A 15,814-nucleotide genomic window follows, 5' to 3' on the forward strand; every position below is an offset into this window, starting at 1 on the left:
CGGGGGACCAGCGATGACCGCACCCACGCCACGCAGGGCCGTACTCCTCGCCGCGCTCGCCGTCGCCACCGCGGCCGCCGCCTCCGTCCCCGGCGGCGGAGCCCCGGCGGCCGCCGCCCCCGCCCCCCGCGCACAGGGCCCCGGCGTCGACAACCGCTTCTGGTACGCCTACGGCCACTGGCTGGCCGGCACCCACCGCGGCACCGCCGCCGTCTCCGGCACCCGCCCCGGCCTGCAGATCTCGACCCCCCTCGGCCGCACCGAGTACGCCGACCCCCACACCGGCCGCAAGAGCACCTGGGAGTGCGCCACCTGGACCTCCCCGGTGCACCGTTCCACGGTCCCCGGGACCGAGGCCGTCGCCTCCTGGAACGCCCGCACCCCCGCCGGCACCTGGATCCAGGTCGAGCTGCGCGCCACCTACACCGACGGCACCGTCACCCCCTGGTACGTGATGGGCCGGTGGGCCTCCGGCGACGCCGACATCCGCCGCACCTCGGTGGACGGCCAGACCGACGGCCGCTCCACCGTCTGGACCGACACCCTCGCCCTCGGCGCGTCCTCGGCGGCCGAGGGCCTGCGGATGGCCGGCTGGCAGCTGCGCCTGACCCTCCACCGCCGGCCGGGCGCCACCGGCGGCCCCACGGTGTGGCTCGCCGGCGCGATGGTCTCCGCCGTTCCCGTCCGGTCCACCGTCCCCGCCTCCCGCCCCTCCGGCGCCGCCCACGAGCTGACCGTCCCGCGCTATTCGCAGCAGACCCACATCGGGCGCTACCCCGAATACGACAACGGCGGCGAGGCCTGGTGCAGCCCCACCTCCTCCCAGATGGTCATCGAGCACTTCGGCCGCAGGGCCGATCCCGCCGCCCTGGCCTGGGTCGACCCCACCTACTCCGACCCGCAGGTCTGTCACGCCGCCCGCTCCACCTACGACGCCGCCTACAAGGGCTGCGGCAACTGGTCCTTCAACGCCGCCTACGCCGCCACCTACAGCGGCCTCGCCGGAGTCGTCACCCGCCTCGCGTCGCTGACCGACCTGGAGGCCGTGGTGCGCGCCGGCCTCCCCGTGATCACCTCCACGTCCTTCCGCGCCGACGAGCTGACGGGCGCGGGCTACAGCACGGCCGGCCACCTCATGGTCGTCATCGGTTTCACGGCCGCGGGGGACGTGGTCGTCAACGACCCCCACGCGCGCGACAACCCGTCCGTCCGCCGTGTCTACCGGCGCGCCGAATGGGAGAACGTCTGGCTGCGCACCCAGCGCACGACGACCACCGGGAAGGTCGCCTCCGGCAGCGGAGGCGTCTGCTACCTGTACGCCCCCGCGCTGCCGACCGCGGCCCAGATCCTCGCCCTGCGGAGCGTGGGCGTGCTCTGAGGGCCGCGGCGAAATTACCCGTTGACCAGGCGGGCGGGGTGAGCGGAATATTATGGGGTAAATGGCACATAAAGGCTTCTCATAGGAGGCGGCCCGCCATGACCACCCATCCCAGCATCGAGCACCACCCCGACCTCGCCGAGATGCGCACCCGGTTCGAGCGGGTGACCAGCACCCCCCGCGCACAGGCAGTGGAGGCGCTGGCCCTGATAACCGGCCTGTACCTGGCCGCCTCGCCGTGGATCGCGGGATTCAGCGTCCTGACCCCACTGGCGATCAACAACCTGATCGTCGGCCTGGCGTTCTGCCTGTGCATGGGCGGGCTGGGATCCGCCTACGAACGCACCCACGCCATGGCGTGGACGGCGGTCGTCCTGGGCGCCTGGACGATCATCGCGCCCTGGGCCATCGCCGGCGAGATGGACGTGACGCGCTCCGTGGTCAGCAACGTGATCACGGGCTGCGTAGCCCTCTGCCTCGGCCTCGCGATGGCGGCCATGGCCGGACGCAACCGCGACACCCGGGTCTGACCCGGAAGGCGGCGCCGGAACCAAACGCCGCCGGGCCCCGACCGCACCGCGCACCCGCCGGAGCGGCCGGGGCCCGGCCGCGTGAGGTGCGCCACCAGTGACCCACGTCTCTACCGCGAATGCCGCGAACGCTGGCACATTGGACACCATGACTGCCGACACCGCCGCCCCGACCGCACCCGCACCCGCCGGAAACCTCGTCCGCACCGGGGGCCCCAAGGAGGACTCCGCCTGGCTGGAGCACGTACTCGGCTGGACCCTCGTGGTCGTCGTCGCCATGTTCGTCACCCAGGTGGGCTGGTTCTGACGCCCGCCCGGTAGCCGCCCCCGGGCCCGCCGGCCGCAGCACGCAGGTCTGCCATACTTCCGGCATCCTGTGGCAGTTCGAGGCTGGGGCCGGACGTGAACAACAGTCAGCAGCGCGCAACGACCGGACGCTCACAGGTACGCCGGGCCGAACTCATAGCCATCGGCCGCACGTTGTTCGCCGACACCCCCTACGACGCGCTCTCCATGGACGACATCGCCCAGCAGGCGGGCGTCGCCAAAGGGCTGGTCTACTACTACTTCAAGAGCAAGCGCGGCTACTACCTCGCCATCGTCGAGGACTCCGTCGCCGGACTCCTCGCCCGCGCCGGCGACGACACCGGCCTCCCCGGCGCCGAGCGCGTCCGCCGCACCATCGACGGCTACCTCCACTACGCCGAGCACCACCACGCCGCCTACCGCACCATCGTCACCGGCGGCGTCGGATGCGACGCCGAGGTGCTCGCCCTCCGCGACGCCGTGCGCGAGGAACTGGTCAACGCCATCGCCGACGGCGCGTACGGACACCGCGACCTCCCCCCGATCGCCCGCCTCGCCCTCGTGGGCTGGCTCTCCGCGGTCGAAGGGACCACCCTGGAATGGATCGGCGGGCCGAGCGCCCCGGACCGGCCCGGACGCGCCCGGCTCGGAGCCCTGCTGGTACGCCAGCTGCGCGCGACATTGGCGGTGATCGAGGAGTTCGCCCCGGAGTGTCCGGCACCTCCCGGCGCCCAAGAGCCGTCCGAACCTGCTGATGATCTTGCCCCGGTGACGGGAAGCCCCTGATCGGGCATACTCAAGCCGCCGCAGCCGCTGAACAGCCCCTTCCGTGACCCGGGAGGGCAGCATCGGCTGTACAGAGCCCGAGACCCGGCGGCGCGTCCCACACCTCGCGCGTCGCCGCCGTGCCCGAGATGGAGGAGAGCGCCGCCATGAACGACCGCGCCCCGCAGCCGGTGGACCGACAGCTGCCCACCGAGGAGTCCCGCGACCTCCTCGCCCTCGTCCGCGAGATCGCCCAGCGCGAGATCCGCCCCCGGGCCGCCGAGGAGGAGGACGCCGGACGCTTCCCCCGAGAGGTCTTCACGCTGCTCTCCGAGGCCGGGCTGCTGGGCCTGCCCTACCCCGGCGAGCACGGCGGCGGCGAGCAGCCGTACGAGGTCTACCTGCAGGTCCTGGAAGAGCTGGCCGCCGCCCGCCTCACCGTCGGCCTCGGCGTCAGCGTGCACTCCCTCGCCTGCCACGGCCTCGCCGGCTACGGCACCAAGGAGCAGCAGGGCGCGCACCTGCCCGCGATGCTCGGCGGCGGCCTGCTGGGCGCGTACTGCCTCTCCGAGCCGGCCGCCGGTTCCGACGCCGCCTCGCTCACCACCAAGGCGGTCCGCGACGGCGACGACTGGGTCATCACCGGCACGAAGGCGTGGATCACCCACGGCGGCGTCGCCGACTTCTACACCGTCCTGGCCCGGACCGGCGTCGAGGGCCCCAAGGGCATCACCGCCTTCCTGGTCCCCGGGGACGCCGAGGGGCTGACCGCGGCCGTGCCCGAGAAGAAGATGGGCATGAAGGGCTCGCCCACCGCCCAGCTGCACTTCGACGGCGTCCGCGTACCCGACTCCCGCCGCATCGGCGAGGAGGGGCAGGGCTTCTCCATCGCCCTGGCCGCGCTCGACGCGGGACGGCTGGGCATCGCCGCCTGCGCCATCGGCGTCGCCCAGGCGGCGCTCGACGAGGCGCTCACGTACGCGCTGGACCGCAAGCAGTTCGGGCACCCGATCGCGGACTTCCAGGGGCTGCGGTTCATGCTGGCCGACATGGCCACCAAGATCGAGGCGGGCCGGGCGCTGTACCTCGCTGCCGCGCGGCTGCGGGACGCGGGCAAGCCGTTCTCCCGGCAGGCGGCCATGGCCAAGCTGTTCTGCACTGATGCGGCGATGGCCGTCACCACGGACGCGGTGCAGATCCTCGGCGGCTACGGCTACACCGCGGACTTCCCCGTCGAGCGCCTGATGCGCGAGGCGAAGGTGCTCCAGATCGTCGAGGGCACCAACCAGATCCAGCGCATGGTCATCGCCCGCCACCTGGCCGGACCCGAGACGCGCTGACGCGGTCCCGGGCGGGTCAGTACAGCCCGCTGCTCGTGGAGGGCCAGACCGGGGAGGACGTGAGGCGGGACCACTCCGGGTCCCGTCGTCCGGGCAGCGTCCTCCCGGCATCGGCCCACCGGGCCAGCAGGTCCCGGTAGATCGGCGGATCCGGCGCCTGCTGCTCGCGCGGCGGCTCACGCCGAAGCGGACGCTGAACCGATTCTTCGAAATGCGGCGGCATCGGACGGCGCCTTCGGCCCGTTGAAGACTGAAGCGTGCTCATGCACGGCCAACGCGGGACCGAAGCCACGGGTAATCGCCCGGGCGCTACGGGTATCCGTTCGAGGGTTCCCCGGGGGTACGGACACCCGCGCACCCGGGACCTCCACCCCGGCGGCCCGGCGCCCGTCAGCCGCGGCGGCGTCGGTGGCGGAGGGCGGTTGCTTGCGGGGCGGGGGCTTCGGGTATCGGGGTCCCGGCCGGGCGGCATCAGAGACGTCCTGGGGTTTCCCGTCAGTCCCATCGTCTTCCGTGTCGGGCCGGCCCCTCAAGGGCGCTCCCTGCGGTCGCGTCGCTACGCGATGGCCTCCGGCCACCCTTGACCGCCCGTCCCGCCACGGAAAGTCGAGGACTGTCGGGAAGCCCCCAGAAGAACGGGCCGGGCGTTCCGTTCCAGGGACGGGCAGATCTCAGATGCGGGCCGGTGCTCGGGGTGCGCCCCAGATCGCTACGCGCTCCTGTCGGGTGGCGTCCGCGGGCCACTGTGGCTGGTCATAAGCCGCCACTGATCGCTGCGTGCTCCTGCGAGACGGCGTCCGCAGGTTCCGTGGGCTGGGCATAGACCGCCACTGATCGCTGCGTGCTCCTGCGGGACGGCGTCCGCAGGTTCCGTGGGCTGGGTTTTGGCCGCCACCAATCACCACGTGCTCTTGCGGGACGGCGTCCGCAGGCCCCGTGGGCTGGGCATAGGCCGCCACCAATTACTACGTGCTCATGTGGGACGGCGTCTGCAGGTCCCGTGGGTTGGATACGGGCCGCCAGGCGATTGCCGTGCGCTCCTCCATTACGCGTCCGCAGTTCGTCCAGGGCAGGCCGCAGGCCGCAGAAACCTTCCAATACCTCTCATGGGCGGCGTCCGCCCCTCCCTCGGCGTGGGCGAGGGTCAGATGACGGCTGGACCGATCCGAATCCAGGTCTGGATGGGTGGGTACCTCGGAGTGTCGGCAACTTGCCCCTATTGCCCCTGTCTGTACGGGCGGGTGAGATCTCACCATCACTCTGTCCGGGGTTGGCATCGGCTGGGTCGATGGATCGTCCTCCCGCTCACCGATTTCGCCCCTCCCGGCCACGAACAAGCACCGGACGCCATCCGTGGGGAGAAGGGGAAAGGTTTTTGCGGCCTGCCGCCCGCCACAGGCGAACTGCAGGCGCGTGATCGAGAGGGCACGGCCGTCGAGGGCGGCCTATGCCTAGCCCACGGGGCCCGCAGGCGCCGTCCCAAGGAACGCTTAGCGGTCGATGGCGGCCCCTGCCCCGCCCCAGACGGATCGCAGACGCGTGATTGAGGAGCGCGGAGCGATTGGTGGCGGCTTATGGCCAGCCACTGGTGCCCGCTGACGCCGTCGTCGAGGAGCGCGTAGCGGTCGATGGCGGCCCCTGCCCCGCCCCAGACGGATCGCAGACGCGTGATTGAGGAGCGCGGAGCGATTGGTGGCGGCTTATGGCCAGCCACAGGTGCCCGCTGACGCCGTCGTCGAGGAGCGCGTAGCGGTCGATGGCGGCCCCTGCCCCGCCCCAGACGGATCGCTGACGCCGTCGTTGAGGAGCGCGTAGCGATTGGTGGCGGCTTATGCCCTGAGGTTGTTCCTGTTTGGCGGACATCCGAGATCTGGGCTCGCGCCCGGGGAGGGGTGTCCATGATGGAGAACATGCCGAAGAAGAAGCCGCGGCCCAGGCGGCAGTTCACGGCCGATTTCAAGGCCGAGATCGTGGAGTTGTGTCTGCGGGGTGACCGGTCGGTGCCCGAGGTGGTCAAGGACTTCGACCTGACCGAGACCGCCGTGCGGTTGTGGCTTGCCCAGGCCGACGAAAGCCATCAGCACAAGACCCTCGAGCGTGACGAACGCGCCGAGCTTGCAGAGTTGCGGCGGGAGAACCGCCGCCTGCGGGAGGACATCGAGATCCTCAAGCGGGCCACGGCTTTCTTCGCGAGGGGGACCCGGTGACGGTTGATCCGTTCATCGAGGCGGAGAAGCAGGCAGGTCACAGCGTCAAACGGGCGTGTGAGCTGATGAAGGTCTACCGGTCCGCCTACTACGCCCGCCGAAGCTCCGTCCCCGGCCCCCGGGCCGTTCGCGACGCCGAGCTGAGCGCCCGGATCATCGAAGTCCACGCCCGTTCCCGCGGCCTCTACGGAGCCCCGCGCGTCCACGCCGTTCTCCTGCGGGACGGCCACGCCTGCGGCCGGCGCCGGGTCGCGCGCCTCATGCGGGCCGCTGGCCTGGCCGGCCGGCACCGCAGGCGCGGACACCGCACCACCATTCCCGACCCCGACGCGCAAACCCGCCCCGACCTGGTCCGACGCAACTTCCAGCCCGACCCGGAGGCCGTCGACACCCGCTGGTGCGGCGACATCACCTACATTCCGACCGGTGAGGGCTGGCTCTACCTCGCCACCGTGATCGACATCGCCTCCCGGCGCGTCGTCGGCTGGTCCACCTCCGATCACCTGGGCACCCAGCTGGCCGCGGACGCCCTTAACGCCGCCTGCCATCAACGGCAACCCCAAGGACCGGTCGTCTTCCACTCCGACCGCGGCAGCCAATACACCAGCCAGGCCTTCGCCGCCCTCGCCGCTACCCACGACATCCGACTCTCCGTCGGACGCACCGGCGTCTGCTGGGACAACGCCCTCGCCGAATCCTTCTTCGCCACACTCAAGAACGAGCTGGTCAGCCAACGCAGATGGCACAGCCGATCGGTCGCCCGATCCGCGATCTTCGACTACATCGAGGGTTGGTACAACACCCGCAGACTCCACTCCAGCCTCGGCTACCAAAGCCCAGCCGAATACGAAAACACCGCAGCCTGACCAACACAAACAACCTGTCCGCCAAACAGGAACAACCCCAGCCCCGCCCCAGACGGATCGCTGACGCCGTCGTTGAGGAGCGCGTAGCGATGTGGTGCGCACCCCTGGCCCCGCTGGGTGTCTCCGACCGCCCGTCCCTTGATCGATGGCCCGGCCCGTTCTTCTGGGGGCTTCCTGGCAGTCCTCGACTTTCCGTGGCGGGACGGGCGGTCAAGGGTGGCCGAAGGCCATCGCGAAGCGACGCGACCGCAGGGAGCGCCCTTGAGGGGCCGGCCCGACACGGAAGACGATGGGACTGACGGGAAACCCCAGGACGTCTCCGATGCCGGTCGATTGGATCCCGTCCCTCCCGGAGCCCCGCCCTGGTCTGGTGGTGCCGTCCGGGTGTTCGCCGCTGCCGGAGCCCCCGCCCTGGTCTGGTGGTGCCGGTCGAGTGGATGCCGCCTCCCGGAGCCCCGCCGTGGCTCGCGGTCCCGTCCGGGTGGTCCCGCCCCCGAGCCTCCCGAAGCCCCCGTCCCGCCACTTCGTGCCCTCGTGTCAGACCGTGCCAGAAGGGTGGCCGTTGCGGGTGTTTCTGACGTACCGTCATATCCGCTTGCGCCGCCCCCGAAGCCCAGCCCGGAAGCCCAGCCCCGAAGCCCGGCCCCGAAGCCCAGCCCCGAGCCCCCGAAGCCCCCGCCCCGCCCCCCCGATGTTCGCCGACCCGGAGGTCCGTCATGTCCGTAGACCGGCCCGTCGCCCTCGACGAGTACCCCGTCCACCAGGCCCCCCTCTCGATGAAGCACCTCGTCAGCGGCGACCGGAACGCCTACGACCGGTGCATCTTCCACGTCTTCGACCACGCCGGCCGCGCGGTCCTGATCCTCGGCCTCGGCGTCTACCCCAACGCCGGCGTGATCGACGCCTACGCCACCCTCCGCATCGGCGACGAACTCCTCGCGGTCCGGGCCTCCGACGCCCTCACCGACGACCGCATGAACCTTTCGGTGGGTCCCCTCTCGATCGTCGTCGACGTGCCGCTCCGCCGGCTCACGCTGCGCTGCGCCCCCGATTCCGACGACCCGCAGGGACTCTCGTACGACATCACCTGGACCGCGGAGTTCCCCGCCGTGTGGGAGCCCCACCACGTCCAGCGGCGCGGGGACCGCCTCATGCTGGAGGGGCGCCGCTTCGTCCAGGCGGGCAACGTCACCGGAACGATCCGCGCGAAGGGCGAGGAGTTCACGCTGACGTCGGGGGAGTGGACCGGTACGCGGGACCGCAGTTGGGGCGTACGCCCCATCCCCGGTGAGGAAGGGGGCAGGGCGGCCGAGGAGCACCGCCCCGACGGCTTCCACTGGCTCTGGATCCCGGTCCGGTTCGCGGACCGCTTCGTCATGGTCATCGCCCAGGAGGACGCCGACGGCCACCGCACCCTGAGCGAGGCCGTGCAGGTCTTCCCCGAAGGCAGCGGCCGCCCGGACGTCCAGCTCGGCTGGCCGCACACCGAGATCCGCTACCGCTCCGGCAGCCGGCACCCCGAGCGCGCCGTCGTCCACCTGACCGACCCGTCCCGCAAGCCCCTCGAACTCGGCGTGGAGATCCTCAACTCCTCACCGCTCGCCGTCGGCGCCGGCTACCCGCCCGCGGCCGACTGGCAGCACGGCACCTGGCAGGGGCGCGGCTGGTGCGACCGGCGTGTCTACGACCTCTCCCACCCCGCCGCCCACCCCATGGCCGCCTTCGGGGTCACCGACCACTCGGCCCGCTTCACCCTCGACGGGCAGACCGGGCACGGCATCTTCGAGCACGGCACCTTCGGCCGCCACGACCCGAGCGGTTTCGCCGACCACGCCTCCGTCGCCCCGTAGGCCCCGCGCGTCCAGGTCCACGTCCGAGCAGGAGAAGGGGTACCCATGGCCACCGCACCACGTCCGCGCACCTCCACCCGAGAGCCCGAGGAACTCGGCCGGCGACTGGCCGCCTGGCTCGACAGCCGGCTCCCCGGGGCGAAGGTCACCAACGTCTCCGTCCCCGGCTCGAACGGGATGTCCAGCGAGACGCTGCTCTTCGACATAGAGCACCCGGACACCCCGCTGCGTGCCTGCGCGCTGCGGCTCGCTGCCGACCCGGCGGCCTACACCGTCTTCCCGACGTACGACATGCCGCGCCAGCACCGCGTCCTGAGCCTGGTGGCCGCGCACACGGACCTGCCGGTTCCGCGCGTGCAGTGGCTGGAGGAGGACCCCGGGCCGCTGGGGGCGCCGTTCTTCGTGATGGCCCGCGCGGAGGGCCGGGTCCCGCCCGACGTCATGCCCTACACCTACGAGGGCAACTGGCTGCACGCGGCGACGGACGCCGAGCGCGCCGCGCTCCAGGAGGCGAGCATCTCGCTGCTGGCCCGGCTGCACGACCAGTTCCCGGCCGAGGAGGCCGCGTTCCTGCTGCCCGAGGGGGAGGGCAGCCCGCTGCGCCGGCACGTGGACGCCCAACGCGCCTACTACGCCTGGGTGGTGGGCGGTCTCGCCCCCTCACCGCTGATCGAGCGGGCCTTCGCGCGCCTGGAGGAGCTGTGGCCGTCCGACGAGGGTCCGGCCGTCCTGAACTGGGGCGACGCCCGGATCGGCAACGTCGTCTACGACGGTTTCACACCGGTGGCCGTCCTGGACTGGGAGATGGCGGCGTACGCACCGCGCGAGGTCGACCTGGGCTGGACCGTCTATCTCCACCGGTTCTTCCAGGACCTCACGGTGGGCTTCGGCCAGCCCGGCCTGCCGGACTTCCTGCGCCGCGAGGACGTGGAGTGCCGCTACGCCGAGCTGACCGGCCACACCCCGCGGGACATGGAGTTCCACACCCTCTACGCCGCCCTGCGGCACGCGATCGTCATGCTGCGCATCGCCTACCGGCAGGCCCACTTCGGCGAGGTCGAGGTGCCGGGCGACCCGGACGGCCTGATCCTGCACCACGCCAGCCTGGCGGCCATGGTGCAGGGCACGTACTGGTAGGCGGCCCGCCCGGGCGGTCTCAGGCCGCCTGGGCGTGCTGCTGGCGCGTCTGGGCCTGCGGCTGCGGCAGCACGGGGCGCACGACGCGGACCGGACGCGAGCCCGGCCCGCCGACGTGCGAGAACGGCTGCGTACGCCAGTCCAGGCCCTGGGGCAGGGCCGGCAGGGCGAACGGGTCGAACTCGTGCGCCTCGGCCGACGGGTGCGCGCCCACGGAGGGGAGGGCGTCGGCGGCGGGCCGGCCGGTGCCGGCGCACACGGTGAGGCCGAAGGGGTTCCACGGGGTCAGGCAGAGCGCGTGCTGCGGCAGGTACTCCTCGTCGGCGACGAGGGCGATCGACTGGCCGCAGTCGGGGCAGATCGCGTGGTGGATCTCGAACCCCTCGCCGTCGGCGAGGTATTCGCCGTCCTCGGGGTAGGCGTCGTCCCCGGAGTCGGGCGGTTCGAGAGGCTCCGGTTCGATGCGACCGGCGCGCTGGGTGTTCGGCATGGATGTACTCCCCCTTGGGTGGGCCGGGCGGGCTGGCGCTTCGGCCTCGGCCACAGCAACCACTTCCCGTCGAGCGTCACGAGTAACCACAACAGACCAGCCTCCACCTGCATACCCCTGTGGCCTTGGTCACATGCCCGGCGCAGATGCCTCCAGTGGGCGGACAGCACTGGGCCTGGAGTGCCTTTGGCCGTAAGTTGAGCGGCTATGAGCGCAATGGAGGAGCTGGACCGCCAGATCGTGGATCTGCTCGTGCGGGACGGGCGGATGAGCTACACGGATCTGGGCAAGGCCACGGGACTGTCCACGTCGGCAGTCCATCAGCGGGTACGCCGTCTGGAGCAGCGCGGGGTGATCCGCGGCTACGCGGCCGTGGTCGACCCGGAGGCCGTCGGCCTGCCGCTGACGGCATTCATCTCGGTCAAGCCCTTCGACCCGAGCGCCCCGGACGACATCGCCGACCGGCTGTCCGGCGTACCCGAGATCGAGGCCTGTCACAGCGTCGCGGGCGACGAGAACTACATCCTCAAGGTGCGCGTCGCCACCCCGCTGGAGCTGGAGGACCTCCTGGGCCGGCTGCGGGCCCTCGCCCACGTCGCGACCCGGACGACCGTGGTCCTCTCCACCCCCTACGAGGCGCGCCCGCCCCGCGTGTGACCCGCCGGGGGGTACCCGGCGGTCGGGCGGGGTGGGGCGACGCGGGACACTGGTCGGCATGACTGACCGCACCGCCCACTCCGCCGAAGCCGCCGGAGCACCGACCAGGACCGTCCTCCTCCGCGGGGGCGAGGTACACAGCCCCGCCGATCCCTTCGCCACGGCCATGGTCGTCGAGCGCGGCCATGTCGCCTGGGTCGGTTCCGAGGGCGCGGCCGACGCCTTCGCGCAGGGCGTCGACGAGGTCGTCGATCTCGGCGGCGCGCTCGTCACGCCCGCCTTCACCGACGCCCACGTCCACACGACCTCCGCGGGCCTGGCCCTGACCGGGCTGGACCTCACCGGAGCGGGGTCGCTGGCCGACGCGCTGGACCTGGTACGGGCCTACGCCGCGAGCCGGCCCGGCGACCGGGTCCTGCTCGGGCACGGCTGGGACGCCGCCCGCTGGCCGGAACGCCGCGCCCCGCACCGCGCCGAACTCGACGCCGCCGCCGGCGGCCGTCCCCTGTACCTCAGCCGCATCGACGTCCACTCGGCCGTGGTCACCACCGCCCTGCTCGACCTGGTCCCCGCGGTGCGCCCCGACGGGGACCGGCCGCTGACCGCCGACGACCACCACGCCGTCCGGCGGGCCGCGTTCGCCGCGGTCACCCCCGCCCAGCGCGCCGAGGCGCAGCGGGCGGCGCTGGACCGGGCGGCCTCCCTCGGTATCGGGTCCGTGCACGAGTGCGGCGGGCCCGACATCTCCTCCGCCGAGGACTTCACGGGCCTGCTCGCCCTGGCGGCGGAGCGGCCCGGGCCGCGCGTGTTCGGGTACTGGGCGGACCGGGACCTGGACCTGGCCCGGGAGCTGGGGGCCGTCGGGGCCGCGGGTGACCTGTTCGTGGACGGCGCCCTGGGCTCGCACACCGCCTGCCTGCACGCCCCGTACGCCGACGCCGCGCACACGGGTACGGAGTACCTGGACGCGGTCGCCGTCGCCGAGCACGTGGCGGCCTGCACCGAGGAGGGGCTCCAGGCGGGCTTCCACGCCATCGGCGACGCGGCGATCACCGCGGTGGTCGAGGGTGTCCGGGCGGCTGCCGAGAAGGTCGGCGCGGCCCGGGTCCGCGCGGCCCGGCACCGCGTGGAGCACGCCGAGATGATGACCCCGGCCACGATCGCCGCCTTCGCGGAGCTGGGGCTCACCGCTTCGGTGCAGCCGGCCTTCGACGCGGCCTGGGGCGGCGAGGACGGGATGTACGCGGACCGGCTGGGGGCCGACCGGGCCCGCACCCTCAACCCGTACGCGGCCATGCTGAAGGCGGGGGTGCCCCTCGCTTTCGGTTCGGACGCGCCGGTGACCCCGCTCGACCCGTGGGGCACGGTCCGTGCGGCGGCCTTCCACCGGACGCCGGAGCACCGGGTGTCGGTGCGGGCGGCCTTCACCGCGCACACCCGGGGTGGCTGGCGGGCGCTGGGCCGTGACGACGCGGGCGTCCTCGTCCCGGGCGCGCCGGCCGACTACGCGGTCTGGCGGACCGGGGAACTGGTCGTCCAGGCGCCGGACGACCGGGTGGCCCGCTGGTCCACCGACCCCCGTTCGGGCACTCCGGGACTGCCCGATCTCACCCCCGGATCCGAACTGCCGGTGTGCCTCGCGACCGTCGTCGGCGGGCGGGAGGTATTCGTACGCCCACAGGGGTGATCCGGTCGGCCTCGGTTCGGTGCGGGCGGTCGGACCCGGATAGGTTCGGCCGGGTCCACCACAGGACGTCGTGCCGGACGGATCCGTCTGCTCAGCGCGCCCGCGCCTCGGGGGCGAGGGAAGGTTTCGCCGGGCGGCGGGTGGCCCCAGGTCGGGGTCCGGCGGTCCAGTAGACAACGGTCACGGCGGCCCGCAGCCAGCGGGAGTCTGATCGGCCCGAAGGACCGCGGGCCCCGATCACCCGACCGGGCGCCCCGGCGGAGGCCCCCCGGCAGCGCACCGCCGGGGCGGGCCGCGGCCGATGTTCTAAAGTCATCCTCTGCGACCAGACGTACAGGACGTGCCACGAGCACAAAAGGGGACTCAGTGAGCGACGGCGGACAGCGGACCCACGGGCCGCTCGGAACAGCCTTGGTGATCATTCCGACCTACAACGAGGCGGAGAACATCGGGCTGATCGTCGGCCGCGTCCGGGCGGCGGTGCCCGAGGCCCACATCCTGGTCGCCGACGACAACAGCCCCGACGGCACGGGGAAGCTCGCCGACGAGCTCGCGGCCGGCGACGACCACGTGCACGTCCTGCACCGCAAGGGCAAGGAGGGGCTGGGCGCGGCCTACCTCGCGGGCTTCGTGTGGGGCCTGGAGGAGGGCTACGGCGTCATCGTCGAGATGGACGCCGACGGCTCCCACCAGCCGGAGGAGCTGCCCCGCCTGCTGACCGCGCTGGCCGGGGCGGACCTGGTCCTGGGCTCCCGGTGGGTGCCGGGCGGTCGCGTCGTGAACTGGCCCAAGACGCGCGAGTTCCTCTCGCGCGGCGGTTCGACGTACTCCCGGCTGATGCTGGACGTCCCGATCCGGGACGTGACCGGCGGCTACCGCGCCTTCCGGCGCGAGACCCTGGAGGGCCTGGGCCTGGAGGAGGTGGCCTCCGCGGGCTACTGCTTCCAGGTCGACCTGGCCCGCAGGGCCGTGCAGAAGGGTTTCCGCGTGGTGGAGGTCCCCATCACGTTCGTCGAGCGTGAGTTCGGCGACAGCAAGATGAGCAAGGACATCGTGGTGGAGGCCCTGTGGCGGGTCACCCAGTGGGGCCTCAAGGCCCAGGCGGCCAAGCTGCTCGGCAAGGACACCGGCAAGGACACCGGCAGGGGCCCGGGCGGGCGGGGCGGCGCCGCCTGATCCGGCCTGATCGACGGGACACCCCTAGGGGGTGTCCCGTACCTCCGGCTGAGGACACTTTTATCCCGCCCCAGGCACACTGGGTGTCATGACGACCGGCACTGGATCCCTGCGAACGGGCACCCCGACGGCCCCCCGTCGGCGCTCGCCCGCCCGAACCTTCCTCCCCCTGGCCCTCGCCGCCTGGCTGATCCTGGAGATCTGGCTGCTCGGCCTGGTCGCCGACGCGGCGGGCGGGCTGGCCGTGGCCGCGCTGATCGCGGGCGGACTGGTGCTGGGCGCGGTGGTCATCAAGCGCGCCGGCCGCCGGGCCTTCAAGAACCTGACGGACACCTTCCAGCAGGCGCAGCAGGGCGTGCAGCCCACTCCGCAGGAGCCCGGGCGGGGCAACGGCCTGACCATGCTGGCCGGCCTGCTCCTGATGCTGCCGGGTCTGCTCTCCGATGTGGCGGGCCTGCTCCTGCTACTCCCGCCCGTCCGCGCACGGGTCGCGCGCGGGGCCTCGCGGTCCCTGGAGCGGAAGATGGCCTCGGCGCAGGCCGGCAGTTTCGGCGACGCCTTCCAGCAGGCCCGGATCCACTACCCCGACGGCAAGATCGTCCAGGGTGAGGTCGTCCGTGACGACCGGCCGGCCCCGCAGTCCGGTCCGGACACCACGTACCGTCCGCCGCTGGCCCCCTAAGGTCCGACGTTCCCCCGCTCGGGCCCGACCGGCCGGAGCGGGGAGCACGCCGAGGGGCCCCGCCACACATGTGTGGCGGGGCCCCTCGGCTCGTGCGTTCGTCCGGCTGTCAGGCGGACTTGCGGCTGTCCCGCGGATGCACGGCAATGTTCATGGCGCCGGAGCGCAGGACCGCCAGCCGTTCGGCCAGCACTTCCTCCAGCTCCTCGCGAGTGCGTCGCTCCATGAGCATGTCCCAGTGCGTTCGCGCAGGCTTGCCCTTCTTCTCTTCGGGCCCGTCCCCGTCAACCAGGAGTGCCATGGCGCCGCACGCCTTGCACTCCCACTCCGGCGGAATCTCTGCCTCAACCGAGAACGGCATCTCAAATCGATGTCCGTTCTGGCATGCGTACTCCACCGCCTGGCGCGGGGCCAGATCGATGCCGCGGTCCGTCTCGTAGCTGGTAACCACGAGGCGCGTACCGCGGAGAGCTCGCTCACTCATGAATCGTGCCTCCCGGGCTTGTCGCCCACAGGACAGGTGTCGCTGTCGTCGTCATCCGGTCAACGTCCGGCCGGCGGTATAGATTCCCGCTCCGGGTCATGCGTCGCCCGTCGTACCGCCCCTTGTTGTACCCACCAGTGCCCGTTTTGTCACATCTGGCAGCAGATGTCACCCAACGTCTAGTCCGCTTTAGCGCGCAGTAACGGTCCGCCTGGCAGGCCAAAGGCGTACACTACCGGCCCTTTGCTTCAACGTCTAA

At 72.3% G+C, this 15,814-nt stretch carries 15 protein-coding genes; 13 read left to right on the forward strand and 2 right to left on the reverse strand.

Translation table 11 applies throughout. The annotated features are described in order from the left end of the window. The first annotated feature begins 13 nt into the window (after nucleotides 1-13). From AC2RP6_RS31625 to AC2RP6_RS31665, 9 genes are all read left to right on the forward strand, one after another. Nucleotides 14-1,378 (forward strand): peptidase C39 family protein, encoded by a 1,365-nt coding sequence (locus AC2RP6_RS31625; protein ID WP_486449260.1) that lies wholly within the window; start codon nucleotides 14-16, stop codon nucleotides 1,376-1,378. 98 nt (nucleotides 1,379-1,476) lie between these two features. Further along, on the forward strand, nucleotides 1,477-1,908 hold the full coding sequence (locus AC2RP6_RS31630) for an SPW repeat protein (RefSeq protein ID WP_486449261.1): 432 nt from the start codon (nucleotides 1,477-1,479) through the stop codon (nucleotides 1,906-1,908). 148 nt (nucleotides 1,909-2,056) lie between these two features. Next, nucleotides 2,057-2,215 (forward strand): SCO1431 family membrane protein, encoded by a 159-nt coding sequence (locus AC2RP6_RS31635; protein WP_486449262.1) that lies wholly within the window; start codon nucleotides 2,057-2,059, stop codon nucleotides 2,213-2,215. A gap of 95 nt (nucleotides 2,216-2,310) precedes the next feature. Continuing rightward, the gene (locus tag AC2RP6_RS31640; protein ID WP_486449263.1) at nucleotides 2,311-3,000 is read left to right on the forward strand and encodes a TetR/AcrR family transcriptional regulator; all 690 of its coding nucleotides are present in this window, start codon (nucleotides 2,311-2,313) and stop codon (nucleotides 2,998-3,000) included. A gap of 146 nt (nucleotides 3,001-3,146) precedes the next feature. Continuing rightward, nucleotides 3,147-4,319, forward strand: coding sequence for an acyl-CoA dehydrogenase (locus AC2RP6_RS31645; RefSeq protein WP_486449264.1), 1,173 nt, complete (start codon nucleotides 3,147-3,149; stop codon nucleotides 4,317-4,319). A 1,910-nt stretch (nucleotides 4,320-6,229) separates the two neighbouring features. Further along, nucleotides 6,230-6,526: a transposase gene (locus AC2RP6_RS31650; RefSeq protein WP_486449265.1), complete on the forward strand. Its 297-nt coding sequence runs from the start codon at nucleotides 6,230-6,232 to the stop codon at nucleotides 6,524-6,526. Then, a complete protein-coding gene (locus AC2RP6_RS31655) occupies nucleotides 6,523-7,392 on the forward strand; it encodes an IS3 family transposase (protein ID WP_486449266.1) in 870 nt (289 codons plus the stop codon). The genes AC2RP6_RS31650 and AC2RP6_RS31655 overlap by 4 nt, the downstream gene beginning before the upstream one ends. A 716-nt stretch (nucleotides 7,393-8,108) precedes the next feature. Then, the gene (locus AC2RP6_RS31660) at nucleotides 8,109-9,242 is read left to right on the forward strand and encodes an Rv3169 family protein (protein ID WP_486449267.1); all 1,134 of its coding nucleotides are present in this window, start codon (nucleotides 8,109-8,111) and stop codon (nucleotides 9,240-9,242) included. A gap of 45 nt (nucleotides 9,243-9,287) precedes the next feature. Beyond that, nucleotides 9,288-10,379, forward strand: a complete 1,092-nt coding sequence (locus AC2RP6_RS31665; protein WP_486449268.1) for a phosphotransferase family protein — start codon at nucleotides 9,288-9,290, stop codon at nucleotides 10,377-10,379. 19 nt (nucleotides 10,380-10,398) lie between these two features. Here the strand turns inward: AC2RP6_RS31665 and AC2RP6_RS31670 are convergent, their stop codons facing one another. Continuing rightward, nucleotides 10,399-10,869 carry a hypothetical protein gene (locus AC2RP6_RS31670; RefSeq protein ID WP_486449269.1) on the reverse strand — a complete coding sequence of 157 codons (471 nt, stop codon included), beginning with the start codon at nucleotides 10,867-10,869 and terminating at the stop codon, nucleotides 10,399-10,401. A gap of 216 nt (nucleotides 10,870-11,085) precedes the next feature. Between AC2RP6_RS31670 and AC2RP6_RS31675 the strand changes: the two genes are divergently transcribed. The 4 genes from AC2RP6_RS31675 (at nucleotide 11,086) to fxsA (ending at nucleotide 15,071) form a co-directional block, all read left to right on the forward strand. Further along, the gene (locus AC2RP6_RS31675) at nucleotides 11,086-11,526 is read left to right on the forward strand and encodes an Lrp/AsnC family transcriptional regulator (protein ID WP_030663734.1); all 441 of its coding nucleotides are present in this window, start codon (nucleotides 11,086-11,088) and stop codon (nucleotides 11,524-11,526) included. Nucleotides 11,527-11,584: 58 nt separating this feature from the next. Continuing rightward, a complete protein-coding gene (locus tag AC2RP6_RS31680) occupies nucleotides 11,585-13,213 on the forward strand; it encodes an amidohydrolase (RefSeq protein WP_486449270.1) in 1,629 nt (542 codons plus the stop codon). A 366-nt stretch (nucleotides 13,214-13,579) separates the two neighbouring features. After that, nucleotides 13,580-14,389 carry a polyprenol monophosphomannose synthase gene (locus AC2RP6_RS31685; protein WP_486449271.1) on the forward strand — a complete coding sequence of 270 codons (810 nt, stop codon included), beginning with the start codon at nucleotides 13,580-13,582 and terminating at the stop codon, nucleotides 14,387-14,389. An 88-nt stretch (nucleotides 14,390-14,477) separates the two neighbouring features. Continuing rightward, nucleotides 14,478-15,071 (forward strand): FxsA family membrane protein, encoded by a 594-nt coding sequence (fxsA, locus tag AC2RP6_RS31690; protein WP_486449272.1) that lies wholly within the window; start codon nucleotides 14,478-14,480, stop codon nucleotides 15,069-15,071. A 109-nt stretch (nucleotides 15,072-15,180) separates the two neighbouring features. Here the strand turns inward: fxsA and AC2RP6_RS31695 are convergent, their stop codons facing one another. Beyond that, complete coding sequence (locus AC2RP6_RS31695) at nucleotides 15,181-15,555, reverse strand: RNA polymerase-binding protein RbpA (protein WP_007262928.1); 375 nt, start codon at nucleotides 15,553-15,555, stop codon at nucleotides 15,181-15,183. Nucleotides 15,556-15,814: the final 259 nt, after the last annotated feature.

This window comes from Streptomyces sp. WAC03905 (genome assembly GCF_057371075.1).

Bases quoted from the DNA above. Each gene is read 5' to 3' on its own strand.
- AC2RP6_RS31635 (WP_486449262.1), top strand. From the start codon at position 2,057: ATGACTGCCGACACCGCCGCCCCGACCGCACCCGCACCCGCCGGAAAC.
- fxsA (WP_486449272.1), top strand. From the start codon at position 14,478: ATGACGACCGGCACTGGATCCCTGCGAACGGGCACCCCGACGGCCCCC.
- AC2RP6_RS31660 (WP_486449267.1), top strand. From the start codon at position 8,109: ATGTCCGTAGACCGGCCCGTCGCCCTCGACGAGTACCCCGTCCACCAG.
- AC2RP6_RS31625 (WP_486449260.1), top strand. From the start codon at position 14: ATGACCGCACCCACGCCACGCAGGGCCGTACTCCTCGCCGCGCTCGCC.
- AC2RP6_RS31670 (WP_486449269.1), bottom strand. From the start codon at position 10,869: ATGCCGAACACCCAGCGCGCCGGTCGCATCGAACCGGAGCCTCTCGAA.
- AC2RP6_RS31695 (WP_007262928.1), bottom strand. From the start codon at position 15,555: ATGAGTGAGCGAGCTCTCCGCGGTACGCGCCTCGTGGTTACCAGCTAC.
- AC2RP6_RS31645 (WP_486449264.1), top strand. From the start codon at position 3,147: ATGAACGACCGCGCCCCGCAGCCGGTGGACCGACAGCTGCCCACCGAG.
- AC2RP6_RS31650 (WP_486449265.1), top strand. From the start codon at position 6,230: ATGCCGAAGAAGAAGCCGCGGCCCAGGCGGCAGTTCACGGCCGATTTC.
- AC2RP6_RS31675 (WP_030663734.1), top strand. From the start codon at position 11,086: ATGGAGGAGCTGGACCGCCAGATCGTGGATCTGCTCGTGCGGGACGGG.
- AC2RP6_RS31630 (WP_486449261.1), top strand. From the start codon at position 1,477: ATGACCACCCATCCCAGCATCGAGCACCACCCCGACCTCGCCGAGATG.
- AC2RP6_RS31665 (WP_486449268.1), top strand. From the start codon at position 9,288: ATGGCCACCGCACCACGTCCGCGCACCTCCACCCGAGAGCCCGAGGAA.
- AC2RP6_RS31680 (WP_486449270.1), top strand. From the start codon at position 11,585: ATGACTGACCGCACCGCCCACTCCGCCGAAGCCGCCGGAGCACCGACC.